The following is a 14,141-nucleotide window of genomic DNA, read 5'->3' as shown; positions in this document are numbered from 1 at the left end:
CTTCATCGTCGTCGCGCTCGTCGTGCTGCTCGCGCTCGCGCTGCCCGTCGCGCGGTCGACCGAACGCCGCTGGTACCATCTCAGCCGCCAGGCGCTCGCCAGCTGGGGCCTGCACGCCCGTTTCCGCCGCGATGTCCGCCGGCTCTGGATCGCAGCGCTCACTCTCCCCTTCCTGTGGGTCAGCGGCGCGATGGCAGCGACCGACGCGATCGCTGCGATCATCCGCTAATCCGCTTTCGTCATCCCGGACGCGTCACCCCGGACTCGATCCGGGGGCCGGGATCCATTCCAACGGCAAAGTCATGGACCCCGGATCAAGTCCGGGGTGACGATGAATGAAATGGCAGCTTCCGGTCTTAGCCGACGTTCATCGGGAAACTGCCGGAATCCGGAAGTTCGCGTTCGGACTCCATCCGGTGCCCCGGCGGGATGCCCGTCTTGCGGGCGTCATCGCATGGGATTAATCCCGCGTCTCATGAGCGACGCCAAAATTTTCATCAGCGCGAACGATCTGCTCGCCGACTCGCTTCGCCTTGGCATGCAGGTGGTCGACAGCGGTTTCAAGCCGACCCACCTCGTCGGGATATGGCGCGGCGGCGCCCCGGTGGGCATCGCGGTGCAGGAGCTGCTCGACTATCACGGCCACCACTGCGACCACATCGCGATCCGCACCTCCTCCTATCAGGGCATCGACCGGCAGGATCCCGAGGTGAAGGTCTTTGCGCTCGGCTACCTCATCGATACGCTCGATCCCGATGACCGGCTGCTCATCATCGACGACGTTTTCGATTCGGGCCGCAGCATCCGCGCCTTCATCGCCGAACTCAAGGCGCGCTGCCGCCACAATATGCCGCGTGACATCCGCATCGCGACTGTCTGGTTCAAGCCCGGACGCAACGTCACCGATCTCCGGCCGGATTTCTTTGTACACGAAACCGACCGGTGGCTGATCTTTCCGCACGAGATCGACGGGCTGACGATCGAGGAAATCCGCCGGCACAAGCCCGAAGCGGCGATCATCCTGCGCGAGGAGAGGATGTCCCGTGACTGAGGGGTTCGCCTCGGCGGAAGACCGGGCCCGCTTCATTGCGGGCCTGCCCAAGGCCGAGCTTCACCTCCATATCGAAGGCTCGCTCGAACCCGGGCTGATGTTTGCCCTCGCGCAGCGCAACGCCGTCGCCATTCCCTTCACCAGTGTCGAAGAGGTGCGCGCCGCCTATGCCTTTTCGAACCTCCAGGATTTCCTCGATATCTATTATCAGGGGATGGGCGTCCTTCACGCCGGGCAGGATTTTTACGACCTCACCGCGGCCTATCTCGCGCGTGCCCACACGGATGCCGTCCGCCACGTCGAAATTTTTTTCGACCCGCAGGGTCACACGACACGCGGCGTCGCGTTCGAAACCGTGATCACCGGCATTACGCGCGCGCTCGACGATGCCAGAGCGCGCTACGGCATGACGTCGAAGCTCATCATGTGTTTCCTCCGTCACCTCAGCGAGGCCGATGCCGAAGCGACGCTCGATGAAGCGCTGCCCTTTCTCGATCGCATCGACGGCGTCGGGCTCGATTCCTCCGAAGTCGGCCACCCGCCGGCCAAGTTCGAACGCGTCTTCGCCCGCGCCCGCAGCCTTGGGCTCAAGATCGTCGCGCATGCGGGCGAGGAAGGCCCGCCCGCTTATGTCCACGAGGCGCTCGACCTCCTCAAAGTCGACCGCATCGACCATGGCAACCGCAGCCTCGAAGACCCCGCGCTGGTTGCGCGCCTCGCGCGCGAGGGCATGTGCCTTACCGTCTGTCCGCTCTCGAACCTCAAGCTCTGCGTCGTGGATGACATGGCCGCGCATCCGCTCAAGACCATGCTCGGCGCCGGGCTGGCCGTAACCGTCAATTCGGACGACCCCAGCTATTTCGGCGGCTATGTGAACGCCAATTACCGCGCCGTCGCCGACGCGCTCGACCTGACGAAGGACGAGCTGCTAACGCTCGCGCGCAACAGCTTCACCGGCTCTTTTCTCGACGGGGACGCCAAGGCCCGCCATCTCGCCGCGATCGACGCTTACGCCTGACCGCAATCAGGCGGCGAGGAGTACGCTATGATAGGCGCGATCCTCGAAAGCATGGCCCGCGCCCATGGCGACGCAGATCAGCGCATCGTCGGCGACGCGGACGTCGAGCCCCGTCGCCTTTGCAATAGCGATGTCCATCCGCCCCAGCAAAGCCCCACCCCCGGTCAGCGTGATGCCCTGATCGATGATGTCCGCCGACAGTTCGGGCGGCGTCTGTTCGAGAGCGGCGCGGACCGCGGCGACGATCTGCCCCACTGGCTCGGCCAGCGCCTCGGCGACCTCGGCTTCCGAAACGCGGACCTCCGACGGCCGGCCGTTTACCAAGTCGCGTCCCTTGACGCCCATCACGATTCCCTCGCCCTCAGGCGCGACGGCGCATCCGATCGCGAGCTTGACGCGCTCGGCGGTCATTTCGCCGATCATCAGATTATGTTTGCGACGGATATAGGAGGAGATCATGTCGTCCATCTTGTCGCCGCCGACCCGCACCGAGTTGCTGTAGGCGATGCCGCCCAATGACAGGATCGCGACCTCGGTCGTCCCGCCGCCGATATCGACCACCATCGCGCCCATCGGTTCGGTGACCTGCAACCCCGCGCCTATCGCTGCCGCCAGCGATTCCTCGATCAGCTGGACGCTGACGGCGCCGGCGTTGGTCGCTGCATCGCGGATCGCGCGGCGTTCGACCATTGTCGATCCCGACGGTACGCAGATCACGACATTGCTGCGCTGGCGCAAAGGTCCGGATCCACCCTTTGCCTTGTCGATGAAGAATTTGATCATCTGTTCGGCAACCTCGATATCGGCGATCACGCCGTCGCGCAGCGGCCGGATCGCCTGGATGTTGCTCGGCGTCTTGCCCATCATCAGCTTGGCTTCGTTGCCGACCACCTTGACCCGCCGCACGCCGTCGCGCGTCTCGAGTGCGACCACCGACGGTTCGTTGAGGACAATGCCCTTGTCGCGGGCATAGACTACGGTGTTCACGGTTCCCAGATCGATGGCCATATCATGCGCGGCCGATGCGAACCGATTAAAAAATTTCATGTGCGGCGGGGGCCTTCTGGCTGAGGGGGAAATCGCGCGTGCACGCGATCTACGCCCGCAACACCCGTGAGGTCCGGCTTGTGCCGATGCGCCGAATGGCGTCAATGGCGCAGGTTCAGGCCGTTGGTTTAACAGGCCCGGACGAGCGCGCCGCACGATCTGCCTCCGTTCGGACACGCTTCGGCGTCGTTCCGGGCGCGCGGCGCTTTAGTCGGGGGCCACGAATTTCAAGCCCTGCAACCGGACGGCCCGGTCCTCGATACAGACCGGTGCCGCGATCAGCCGCATCCAGCGCGGCGCGGCATGGACCGGCCGGATTTCGGCATCGAGCGTGAAACCGCGCCGGTGCCTGATTGCATAGGCGCGCAGTTTTTCCCATCGCCGCTCGCGAATCCTCGCCATAGAGTGCCACCGCGTCGTCGCGCGCGACGACTTCGCTGCGCGGGGAGGCCGAAAATATCATAGACTTCGTTCGACCACGTCAGGCTGTTGTCGGCGAGATCGCACTCCCACCGCCCGATACGGCGGCGCCCGAGCGGCCCATTTTGCAAGCCATTGCGACATACGCCACGCTTTCAGGCGCGTCACTGCCGTGGAGTTGGCCAAGCTTGAAATAGCGGTCGCGCTCATAGAGCGGCCAGCTGTGATGGACGGGCAACGGATAGGTCTGCTTCAACGCGCTGGTCTTTGGCTGGATCACAGAAATGACAAGCGATCGCCGCTTAACAACTCGTGATCCCGATTGACAGTCCCCGGCGTGCTATCGCCCGTGGGCCAGCGCGATCCCCGCCAGATTCTGCGTCCGCTTGACATGCCGCACGTTCGGCATCGTCCCGTCACCGGCGAGTGCGCGAAAATCGGCGAGATGATCGGCCGCCGCGCCGCGGGCGCGCACGGTGCCGTTCGCCTGCGCGACCACCGCCGCCGCGTCGCCGAGCAGGATGAAATCCGTCAGGCCGAGGTCCTTCGCCAGCCGTAGTGCCGCGATCAGCGCAAGCCACTCGGCGTCCATGCTGCTGCCAATCCCTGCGTCGCGCACGACCACGGCAGCACCGCCGGTGACGATGGCGGTTTCCATCCTCCCCGGATTGGGACGACAGCCGCCGTCGAAATAGATCTTGATACGGCGCGCCGGCATGCTTTCCTCCTAATGTGGCTCGCTTCCGCTTCCTATCCTTTCCGTCAGAACTTCCCCCGCACCTGAAACGAAAAGATCGGGCCGATCAGCCGATCGCGGTCCTCGATGAAATCAATCGGGCTTGCGCCGCGCACACCGGTGTAGACGGTACGGTCCCGCCGCGACCGGGCATTGACGATGTTGCGGATCGAAGCCCGGACGGTCAGCCCCATGACATCCTTGTTTTCGATAAAAACCGACGCCCATACCGGTCCTTCCCATACCCTGTCGGTCTGGTTGCGGCGGTAATTGGGCTGATAGTGCGAATATTCGGCGTCGCCGCCCCACGCCCAGTCGCTGCCAGGGATGTCGTGACGCAATGCGATGCTGGCGATCGTGTCGGTGAAACCGTTCCACTGGCGCTTTTCGCCAGTGAACGGATCGCGCAGTGACGATTTCTGAAGCAACAGGCGCGTGTCGAGCCTGACCCCTTTCAGCCCCGCGGGATCGAGATTGATCGTCGAGGTCCAGTCGATTGCGCCCGCCCAGGATTTTGCGATATTGCCGACGGCTTCGCCATTTTCGCCGATCGGAATGACGTCGACGCGGTCCTCGACATCGCGATAGATCAACTGCAGCTTCGTCGATCCCCACGCGCCGAACTTCTTGTTGACCTCCGCCTCGTATGTCCAGTCCTGTTGCGGCCTGAGGTCGTTGTTGCCCTCGTTCTGGTTGCCGTCGTTGAGGAAGGCGCGGGCAAGAAAGTCGTAGAAGGAAAGCTGAAGCACGCGCCGTCTCAGCTTCACCGACACGTCGAAATCCGCCGAAGGCGCCCAAGCGAGCGAGATTGACCCCTTCGGGCGGAAAAATGTCCGGGTCAGCCCGTTCATCCCGGTCTGCGTGATCGTCGAATGCTCGGCGCCAGCGATGATCTGGAAATTCAGCGTGCCGGTCAGCTTGCGGCCAAAGCTCAGCAGCCCTTCGTACCGGTCCTCGCTTACCCCGCCGGTGCCGCCTTCGAACGGCTGCTCGACGAACACTCCGTCGCGATCGAGCACTGCGATCGACGCGACGTTATCGAGTGTGTTGAACGCCGCCTCGCCCGACAGTTGCCAATCGCCGCCGAACATCTTCCATTGATATTCGCCGCGCGCGATCGTTTCGCCGATGTTACCCGTTTGCGCGAAACGATCGCCGGTTGCGGGCGCGCCGTCGTCGGGGGTGGTGACGATTTCCTGCGAATAGGGTTCGTGGCTGAACCGGCGCAGCCCGATCAGCTTCAGCCTCCCCGGACCAAGACCGAACTGATAGTCGCCGCTGACCTCGTAATTCCAGCTGTCGGAATTTTCGCGTACCGTACGCAGCCGGTCGGTAAGCCCCGGGCCCGTGCGCACGCCGTCCTCGTAATAGCGGTCGTATTTGCGCTGGTAATGGCCACCGAGATTGGCGACCGTATCGCCGACGGGGTCCCAGGTGATCCGTCCCGACAGCTTCGGCGTGTCGTAATGGGTGTTCCAGATATCGCGGCGGCGCTCGATGATGTTGCCCGTGGCGTCGGTGATCAGCGTCGGGCCGCCAGCACCGCTGCGCGCCGAATCGTCGTTGTTGAGCGCGGCTTCATATTCGATGTCGCCGCTGCGGCCGCGTACCGAAACGTCGGCGCGCGTGAACAACGGGTCGGTATAATGCGGGCGAAATTCGGGCTTCCAAGAAAATTGTCCCGAAATGCCGTCGGCCCGATAGACGATATTGGCGACCTGTCCCGACAGTCCCGGGATATCGAGCGTCGCGCCGTCGATGATCTCGATGCGCTCGACATTGCCTGCGGGGATACGTGACAGCTGGGTGTACATGTCGTCAGCCTTGTTCGACGGCCGCTTGCCGTTGAACAACACATTGCCCGTCGCCTGCCCCAGCCCGCGCAATTCCTCGTTGTCGCGGATCTGGAAACCGGGAACTTGGTTCAGCATGTCATAGGCGTTCACGGGCGCGTAGCGCGTGAAATCGGCAGGCGTATAGACCTGCCGCGCGGCGCGATCCGTGGTCGCAGGCACCTCGGCCGATGCAGGTGGCGGCGTATCGCCCGAAGCGGGCACCTCTTGTGCCGCCGCGGGCATTGCGGAAAACACGGCGGCGGCGGCGGCGGCAAGACTGACCCGATGTATCACTGCGCCTTCCCCAGGGCGGCGCGGTTCATCGCCTGCGCATATTCGCCCGTGACGCCCATCGCCTTCATGCCGACCACCTCGTCGGCGCTCAGCTTCCGATATCCCGCCGCCGCGAGCCCGCGGACGTAGGCGCCGTCGACACCGAGCGCCTTGCATGCGATCGCATCCTCGACGTCGGTCAGCACCAGCGCCTCGGACTTGAGGTCGCGTATATATTCGGGCCGAACCGCGAGCGCGGCGGCCGCGATCAGGTCGTCGGCGTCCTTCGGCCGCACGCCTTCGCGTGTCAGGCCGTCAGCCAGTTCGATTGTCGCGTCGACGAGCAGCATGGTGAGCAGCGTCGGCCGTTGGTCGGGCGACAGGCCGCGCTCGTTCAGTTGCCGCTCAAACCGAGGGTCGGAGGTGAAGCGGCAGTCACCCGCCCCTTCGAAGGCGCCGGTCAGCGTGCCGGCGCATGCCAGTGTGCCCGCGCCGTGGGTCACGGTGAAGCTGACCGGCCCCGGCGTCTTCCGCCGCAGCACCGCCTCGGCCGCAGCGAAATAGGGGCGTGATCCGTCGAAGCTATGATCGCTGCTCGACCTCTTGTGCTGGATACGGATCCGCGGCAGCCCCTTTTTTCCGCTGCCGGGTTCCGCGACCCAGCGGATGTCGGTCAGGACGAGCGGATCGGCGGCGGCGGTGGGAGGCGCGCAGGCGAGGATCGACAGCAAGGCTGCGCTTCTGGCAAGGAACATGGATTTCATAGGTGCACTCCTCCCTCCGTGCGTCGGGCGAGCGTCATCGCTCGCCGCAGCAACGGCGTTTTTCAAACGGGGTTTCGATTAAGCGTGGGTGCGGACGACGAGCGTCGGGGCGTCAGTCCCTGGCTGGCGGCTCGGGCGGTTCGGGGGTTGCCGGGAATTCGATCCGCGCGACCCGGCCATCGGGGCGTCGCGCTTCCATCACGCCGCGCTCCATATCGATGGTGGCGACCTGTCCGCCCTGCCGGGTCGTCATCACCGGCCGTGGTGTCACGGCAGCCTGCGGCTTGACGGGCCGGCCCCCCCGCGTCGCGCGCAGTTCGATGGCGTCGTCGGCATGGCGCATCCTGACCCCCGACTTCTGCATGTCGGTGACGAAATCGCAGTCGACGCCCATCGCCTTCAGCGCGACGAGATCGTCTACCCCGATGTCGGGGAAATGCGATTTCATGTCACGGGCAAAGGCCGCATCGACGCCCACATGCCGCGCGCCCACCAGCTCGTCGAAATCGGCGCCGGGAATGACGGCGCGCATCTGCCGGATATAGGCGGGGTCGATACCGCTGGCCTTTGCCGAAATGATGTCGTCGGCGTCCATCGATCCGCCGCTCTCGCGAATTTTCTCGACATATTCGGGGGTCACTCCGAGCGCGCGCATGCCGACCAGTTGCTCGGCGGTCAGCGTCGTCTTCTTGATCTCGGCAGGGGTGCCTTCGTTCCTGATGGCGCTGCTCGCCGTCGATGTCGTTTGCGTAACGGTCGGCGCGGTAAGGACAGCTTGGGGGTGTATCGTCTTTGCGACCGGTGCTTCCGAGGTCGCCGAAAAGGCGGCGAGCGGCGCCGTCACGCCCGCGAGCGCCACGAGGCTCATCAGCATCCAGCTCAGGCTTGCCGGACCGCGCTTCAGGCTGCCGTCCAACACCCGGGTGATACGGCGTTTGAGGCTGTCCTTACCCGGCGCGACACCATGCGCGGCGAGCAGCGCGCCCTGATTGTCATGGCGGGCCGCGCCGACCAGCAGCGTCGCATAGTCGGGGCCGTCGATGTCGGCCATCAGCACCGCGTCGTCGGCCGCTTCCTCGCGCAATTGATGACTTTCGCGTGCCAGCATCCACACCAAAGGGTTGAACCAGAAAACCGCGCAGGCGACGCGTGCGCCGAGCAGTTTCGCCCAGTCGAGGCGCGCGACATGCGCCAGTTCGTGCGCGATGATTGCCTCGGCCTCACCCGCCGCCGCGACGGCTTTCGGGCTCAGCACGATCGTCGGGCGCAGTACGCCCCAGCTGATCGGCGATCGCAGCTCGCTGCTCACCAGCAGCGCGGTGCCATGCTTGAACCCCATGCGGCGCTGCGCCTCGGCCAGCGCCGATAGCCACGATCTTTCGACCAGGATTTCGGCGCGCCGCCGCATCGCGAACAGCCGCACGACGGCGAGCGCCATTACTCCGAACAGCAACGCCAGCGGGATGCCATAGAGAAAGGGGGCAAGGTCGCTCCACGAAAACATGACCGGCGTCGATCCGGCCGGATCCGCCACGACAGGGACTGAAGTCGTGGCGGGAGCCGGATCGATCGCCGATCCCCCTGTTTTCATCGTTTCTACAACCGGTGCGGGGGCGCCGGCAAACCATGCCGCGGGCAGCGGGGTCCATTGCGGCAGCAGCAGGATAGCGGCCGGCAGCGCAAGCAGCGCGACCAGCCCCGCGTGCGCGATCATCGACCGCTCGCCGGCCGATCGTGCGCGTGCGAGACGAAGCAATCCCAGCGTCAGGCCCGCAATGACCAGCGATTTCCAGGCAAGACCCAGCAGCATGGCGGTCGTCATCATTTCACCCTCCCGTCGCGGGCTTTCGCGATCATTTTTTCGAGCTCGTCGAGTTCGCTGTTGCTCATCTCGTCCTGCATCCCGAGCAGCGCGGCGGCAGCGCTCGTTGCCGATCCGTTGAAGAAGACGCGGACAACCTGACTCAACGCCGACTTGCGCGCCGTCTTGTCCGACACGCTCGGGGCATAGACGAAGCCGCGTTCGGAGGCTTCCCGCGCCACAAAGCCCTTGGCCTCAAGCCGCTTCAGCATCGCGCGGATCGCCGATCCGGACAGTTCGTCGGACAGCGTCTCGGCGATCTCGGTCACTGTCGACGCGCCGCGCTCGTAAAGGACGTCGACGATCTCGCGTTCCCGCGGCGGCAAACTGGACAACATCGAATCACCTCATGCGCTACATTTGTAGCGTGCTACATTTGTAGCGCATGCCTGGCAAGAGGTTTGTTCGCCTGACGCAAGGCAAAACGCGCGACGGCACAACAGGGGTGAGCAGCCAGCGGCCAAATTACGGCTTGCGAACCGAATCGCGATATTCCGACCCTATCCGTCGCGTCCGTAGACGTCGTTGCGAAAGGCGATGCCGCGTTCGGTCGCGATCGCGGTGATATAGGTGAGGTAAACCGGAACTTCGACCGGCAGCGCGACCGCTTGTTCGGGGGCCTTTGACTTGGTCCGGATCGAGCGGTGCATCAACCACTGGCCGAGCTGGCCGGCGTTTTCGAGCCGGATGCAGCCGTTCGAGAAATGGCGGTCGGGCTTGCCGAGCAGCGCACGATCGGGGGTGTCGTGAAGGTAGATGCCCTCGTCGTTGGGGAAGAGGAATTTGACCTTGCCCATCGAATTGGCGCCGCCGGGAAGCTCGCGCAGCCGCAACGCCTGCTGGCCCGCGGCGACCGCAGGCCAGTCGATTTCGGACGGGGCGAGCTTGCGCGGGTTCGGCCCCCAGTCGGACAGCGCTTCCATGCGTAGCGACGCGAGGCTGCGCCCGCCCAGAACCTTGGGTGCGATGCTTTTCTGCGCGAGATAATCGGGAACGTTCCAATAGGGGTTGAGAATCGCCCACTGGAGCTTGCCCGCCAGCATCGGCGTCTGCGTTTCGGGAGCGCCGACGACCACCTTCATCGTGTCCACGCGCTTGCCCGAACCATAATACCACAGCTGCCCCGACGAGGCATCGACGACGACGTGATGGACATAGGGGCCGGGGAGGATGCGCGTGCGATCTAGGTTGAGGCGAAGGCGCGCCATGGCGTCCTTCGATACGCCTTGCGCCTGTGCGCGGCCCATCAGCGTGCGGAGGCGGACATAATGTTCGCTCATCCAGCCCATATTCTTCATATAGCCGCCGAAATCCTTGGGGAAGGCGGCGGCGCGGAGCACCGTTTCGGCGTCAGTCCTTTTGGGTTTCAGCGAGCGGTCGGCATAGTCCATCTTTGCCTTGCCGGGACGGCGCATGTCGCGGACGTAGCGTGCGAAAACGTCCGACAGTGTGACATCGGCGCGGGCAAGCGCTTGCGGATCGCTGCTGCGTGCACGGGTGATCAGCTCTTCGAGCTTTTCGAGATCATAGGCGGAGGATTTGAGGCCGTCGCGCGAAGCGGTCGAGAGGTAGCCGAGCAAGGTCGCGGCTTCGGGGCCAACCTTGCCCGCGCGGACCCACAGCGGCTTGTAGCCGCGCGCGGCATAGAAGCGTTTGACGTCGCCGCCGGCTTCTTCGCGGATCGCGCTGGCAAGCGCCGGCGTCGCCGCTTGCGCGGCGGGCGCGGCGAACACGGGGGATGCAAGCGTGGTGCCGAGCGCCAACAATGCGAGAAAAAGGAGGGCGCAACGGCGCGGCGCCCCCCGGACATGCGTGTTCAGCCGCGTTCTCCCAGCCGTGACGGGGCGGGCGGCGGCGGGGGCGGCGGAGGCGTGTAGTTCGGATGATAAATGCCGTCGGCGGTGTAATAGCCGTCGATAATGCCATCGCCGTCGCGGTCCGCGGCGATGCTGCCCGGAACCGCACCCGGCGGCGGCGGCGGGGCGGCCGCGACTTCTTGTTGTTGTGAACAGGCGGAGAGCGCGAGCGCGCCAAGCGCACCGAGCATGACGGGTTGGAAACGCATTAGACCACTCCATTTCTATGCGCATGGAAATCGCTTTCCGGGCGCGAGTGCCCAACCCAGAGATTTCAGCCATGCGCAGGTTTAACGACCGGTCATCCATCCCGCGATCAGGGGTGGTTTTTGAACGATGGACTGCGCGATAAGTTCCCGACGCCATCGAGGCGGTGGACATGATAGCGCGAGGAGTTAAGCCGGGCACCGTGGGCTGGTTGGCGGCTGAATCATTGGCAAAGGTGCAGGATATGGATTTCTCGCGGTTGCAGGCGACGAGCAAGATCGGCGACGATTGGGTCTATCCGCAGCCGCCATGCCTGAATTTCGGCTGGCTCGAGGTGGATCGCGACCCGGCGCACCGCATTTACTGGGAGGAATATGGCAGTCCCGACGGCGAGCCGGTGATGTTCCTGCACGGCGGGCCGGGTGGCGCTTGCGTGCCCGCGATGGCGCGCTTTTTCGACCCCAAGCGGTACCGTGTGATCCTGTTCGATCAGCGCGGATGCGGAAAGAGTGAGCCCAATGTCGCGTCGGCCGGCCCTGCGGTGGCTTTGGCAAAGAACACGACCGCGGACCTGATCGGCGATATCGAAAAATTGCGCGAGGATCTGGAAATCTCGGGTCCGATGCACGTGTTTGGGGGGAGTTGGGGGAGTACGTTGGCGATGGCGTATGCGATCGCGCATCCCGGACATTGCGCGAGCCTGATCCTGCGCGGGATATTCCTGGGAGCGTCGGAGGATCTGCTTTATCTTTATCAGGGCAATGCCGCGACGTGGCAGGCGGACCCCTATGGGCTGACCGAACCCGGCGCCTACATGAAATATCCCGCGGAGTGGGCCGAACTGCTGTCGCTGCTGACACAGGAAGAGCGCGGCGACGTGATGAAATCGTACAAGGCGATTTTCGATCATGTGCCTGTGAACGAGGCCGAGAAGGCGCGGCAGCTGAAGGCCGCGGTGACCTGGTCGCTGTGGGAGGGGGTGATTTCGAACATGATCCCCGAGACGGCGGATACGGGGAAATTCGGCGAGGCCGATTTCGCGCTGTGCTTCGCGCAGATCGAGGCGCATTATTTCGCCAATAACCTGTTCATCCCCGCGGGGCATTTCTTCGACAATATCGTGGTGCTCGCGCGCATCCCGGTGCATATCGTGCACGGGCGGTTCGACGAGGTGTGCCCGCTGACGCAGGCGTCGCGGCTGGTCGCGGCGCTGCGCAACGCGGGGTCCGAGCCCGCGACCTATGTGGTCACGAACGCGGGGCACAGCGCGATGGAGCGCGAGAACGCCCTTGCGCTCACCGCAATCATGGACGGGCTGCCGCGCCTCGCGGTTTAGGGCGCGGCGGGCGGCGTCCAGCCCTTCTTGTACTTTTCGAACCATGCGAGGATCGCCGAGGCCTTGGCGGCGCTTTGCGAGGGCCGCGCGGCGATGCCGCCGTGGCTGGCGCCGGGCACCTTGATCAGCGCGGTCGGAATGCCGCGCAGGCGCAGCGCGGTATAATATTGTTCGGACTCGCTGACCGGGGTGCGATAATCCTCGCTGCCGACGATGACCAGTGTCGGGGTCTTGACGTTGCCGACGAGCGACAGCGGGGAGCGGGACCAGAAGAGGTCGGGCTTTTCCCACGGCATGCCGCCGATCCAGTAGCGACCGAAGAGCCCCGCCCCGTCGGCGGTCAGCGCCTGCGTCGTCCAGTTGATCACGGGTTTTTGCGCCACCGCCGCCTTGAAGCGGTCGGTCTTGCCGACGATCCAGCTCGTCAGCACGCCGCCGCCCGACCCGCCGGTGACGAACAGCGCATCGGGGTCGGCGACGCCGAGCTCGACCGCGCGGTCGACGATGGAGATGAGGTCGAAATAATCATTGCCCGGATAGGCCTTGTCGATCTCGTTCGCGAACGCCTCGCCATAGCTGGTCGACCCGCGCGGGTTCGACGACAGGACGGCATAGCCCGCCGCGGCATAGAGCTGGTTGTCGGTCGAGAAATGGCCGCCATAGGCCGAGAAGGGCCCGCCGTGGATTTCGAGGATCAGCGGCACGCGCTGGCCCTCGGTATAGCCGGGCGGCAGGGTAAGCCAGCCTTCGATCGGCTTGCCGTCGTGGCTCGACGCGGTGGTGATCTTGCGCACCTCGCCAAGCGATTTCACTTCGCGAAGCGAGCGGTTGAGGTCGGTGAGGATGCGCGCGCTGCCGCCGCGCATCAGCTGCACCTCGGCCGGACGGCTCGCGGGCGCGCCGGTAAAGGCGATCGCGCCGGCGTCGGAGACGGTGAAGCTGCCGCCGGTATAGGGACGGTCGAGCCCGCCGCCCGAAAGACCCGTGGCCGCGGTGCGCACCGAACCGTCGAGCCCGATGCGCGCGACTTTCGTTTCGCCATGATCGTCATATTGCGCGTAGAGCGACTTGCCGTCGGCCGCCCACTGGACCGCGTCGACGCTGTAATCCCAGTTTCCGGTGAGGCTGCGCTTGCCCGACCCGTCGCGGTTCATGACGTAAAGACGGGCGTTTTCATAAGCGCGCAGATTGTCGTCGAAGCCGACGTACGCGATCTTGCCGCCGTCGGGCGAGACGGCGGGGTTCGCATCGGGGCCGTTGCGGTCGGTAAGCGCGGTGACCGCGCCGCTCGCGACGTCGAGCGCGTAAATCTCGCTTTCGAGCGGGTCGGTTTCCCAGTCGGGTTTGCGGTTCGCCGAGAAATAGAGCGTGCGCCCGTCGCGCGACCAGCTCAGGGGACCGCCGTCGTGATAAGGGCCAAAGGTCAGCTGGCGCGGCGCGCCACCGGTTGCGGGCACGACGAAGATCTTTTCGAAGCCGGGCTCAAGATAGCCCGCGCCGTCGGCGCGATAGGTGAGGAGGTCGTGCACCTCGAGCGGATCGGCCCATTTCGCGCCCTCGGGCTTGTTCGCCGGCGCACTGCCGAATTTGGGCGCGTCGTCCTTGACGAGCATCGTATAGGCGATCGAGCGGCCGTCGGGCGACCAGGCGAGGCTGGAGGGCGCGGTCGGCAGTCCGGTAAGGCGCACGGCCTCGCCCCCCGCCATCCAGCGCACCCAGAGTTGCGGCGCGCCGCCC

General features: G+C 65.1%; 14 protein-coding genes and 1 pseudogene. 4 read left to right on the top strand and 11 right to left on the bottom strand.

All coding sequences use genetic code 11. The annotated features are described in order from the left end of the window. The 3 genes and pseudogenes from VN047_RS07900 to VN047_RS07890 all read left to right on the top strand — a co-directional run. Positions 1-229 (top strand): annotated as a pseudogene (locus VN047_RS07900) (hypothetical protein); the annotation flags it as partial. 246 nt (positions 230-475) lie between these two features. Continuing rightward, positions 476-1,051 carry a phosphoribosyltransferase gene (locus tag VN047_RS07895; protein ID WP_325541572.1) on the top strand — a complete coding sequence of 192 codons (576 nt, stop codon included), beginning with the start codon at positions 476-478 and terminating at the stop codon, positions 1,049-1,051. After that, positions 1,044-2,069, top strand: coding sequence for an adenosine deaminase (locus VN047_RS07890; protein ID WP_325541571.1), 1,026 nt, complete (start codon positions 1,044-1,046; stop codon positions 2,067-2,069). The genes VN047_RS07895 and VN047_RS07890 overlap by 8 nt, the downstream gene beginning before the upstream one ends. A gap of 6 nt (positions 2,070-2,075) precedes the next feature. On the opposite strand, the gene VN047_RS07885 is transcribed toward VN047_RS07890, so the two are convergent. From VN047_RS07885 to VN047_RS07840, 10 genes are all read right to left on the bottom strand, one after another. Beyond that, positions 2,076-3,116, bottom strand: coding sequence for a rod shape-determining protein (locus VN047_RS07885; protein ID WP_325541570.1), 1,041 nt, complete (start codon positions 3,114-3,116; stop codon positions 2,076-2,078). A 207-nt stretch (positions 3,117-3,323) separates the two neighbouring features. Next, positions 3,324-3,518 carry a hypothetical protein gene (locus tag VN047_RS07880; RefSeq protein ID WP_325541569.1) on the bottom strand — a complete coding sequence of 65 codons (195 nt, stop codon included), beginning with the start codon at positions 3,516-3,518 and terminating at the stop codon, positions 3,324-3,326. A gap of 79 nt (positions 3,519-3,597) precedes the next feature. Continuing rightward, positions 3,598-3,792, bottom strand: a complete 195-nt coding sequence (locus tag VN047_RS07875; protein ID WP_325541568.1) for a hypothetical protein — start codon at positions 3,790-3,792, stop codon at positions 3,598-3,600. Positions 3,793-3,876: 84 nt separating this feature from the next. Beyond that, positions 3,877-4,254, bottom strand: a complete 378-nt coding sequence (locus tag VN047_RS07870; protein WP_325541567.1) for a reverse transcriptase-like protein — start codon at positions 4,252-4,254, stop codon at positions 3,877-3,879. Between the two features lie 44 nt (positions 4,255-4,298). Next, positions 4,299-6,401: a TonB-dependent receptor plug domain-containing protein gene (locus VN047_RS07865; RefSeq protein ID WP_325541566.1), complete on the bottom strand. Its 2,103-nt coding sequence runs from the start codon at positions 6,399-6,401 to the stop codon at positions 4,299-4,301. After that, positions 6,398-7,144, bottom strand: a complete 747-nt coding sequence (locus VN047_RS07860) for a hypothetical protein (protein WP_325541565.1) — start codon at positions 7,142-7,144, stop codon at positions 6,398-6,400. The genes VN047_RS07865 and VN047_RS07860 overlap by 4 nt, the downstream gene beginning before the upstream one ends. A gap of 112 nt (positions 7,145-7,256) precedes the next feature. After that, entirely contained in the window at positions 7,257-8,969 is a 1,713-nt protein-coding gene (locus tag VN047_RS07855) for a M56 family metallopeptidase (RefSeq protein WP_325541564.1), read from the bottom strand. Further along, positions 8,966-9,343, bottom strand: a complete 378-nt coding sequence (locus tag VN047_RS07850; protein ID WP_325541563.1) for a BlaI/MecI/CopY family transcriptional regulator — start codon at positions 9,341-9,343, stop codon at positions 8,966-8,968. The genes VN047_RS07855 and VN047_RS07850 overlap by 4 nt, the downstream gene beginning before the upstream one ends. A 162-nt stretch (positions 9,344-9,505) precedes the next feature. Beyond that, entirely contained in the window at positions 9,506-10,738 is a 1,233-nt protein-coding gene (locus VN047_RS07845; RefSeq protein WP_325541562.1) for a L,D-transpeptidase family protein, read from the bottom strand. A gap of 83 nt (positions 10,739-10,821) precedes the next feature. Next, complete coding sequence (locus VN047_RS07840) at positions 10,822-11,070, bottom strand: hypothetical protein (protein ID WP_325541561.1); 249 nt, start codon at positions 11,068-11,070, stop codon at positions 10,822-10,824. A gap of 170 nt (positions 11,071-11,240) precedes the next feature. Here VN047_RS07840 and pip point away from each other — a divergent pair, with 170 nt between their 5' ends. Next, a complete protein-coding gene (pip, locus tag VN047_RS07835) occupies positions 11,241-12,404 on the top strand; it encodes a prolyl aminopeptidase (protein WP_325541560.1) in 1,164 nt (387 codons plus the stop codon). Here pip and VN047_RS07830 read toward each other — a convergent pair. Further along, on the bottom strand, positions 12,401-14,141 hold a 1,741-nt coding region (locus tag VN047_RS07830; RefSeq protein ID WP_325541559.1), incomplete at its 5' end, for a S9 family peptidase. The two genes, pip and VN047_RS07830, sit on opposite strands and share 4 nt — an antisense overlap.

This window comes from Sphingopyxis sp. (assembly GCF_035565275.1).
Classification (GTDB): Bacteria; Pseudomonadota; Alphaproteobacteria; order Sphingomonadales; family Sphingomonadaceae; genus Sphingopyxis.
The sequence above is the reverse complement of the archived record's forward strand: the minus strand, read 5'-3'. Positions and strand labels throughout refer to the sequence as shown.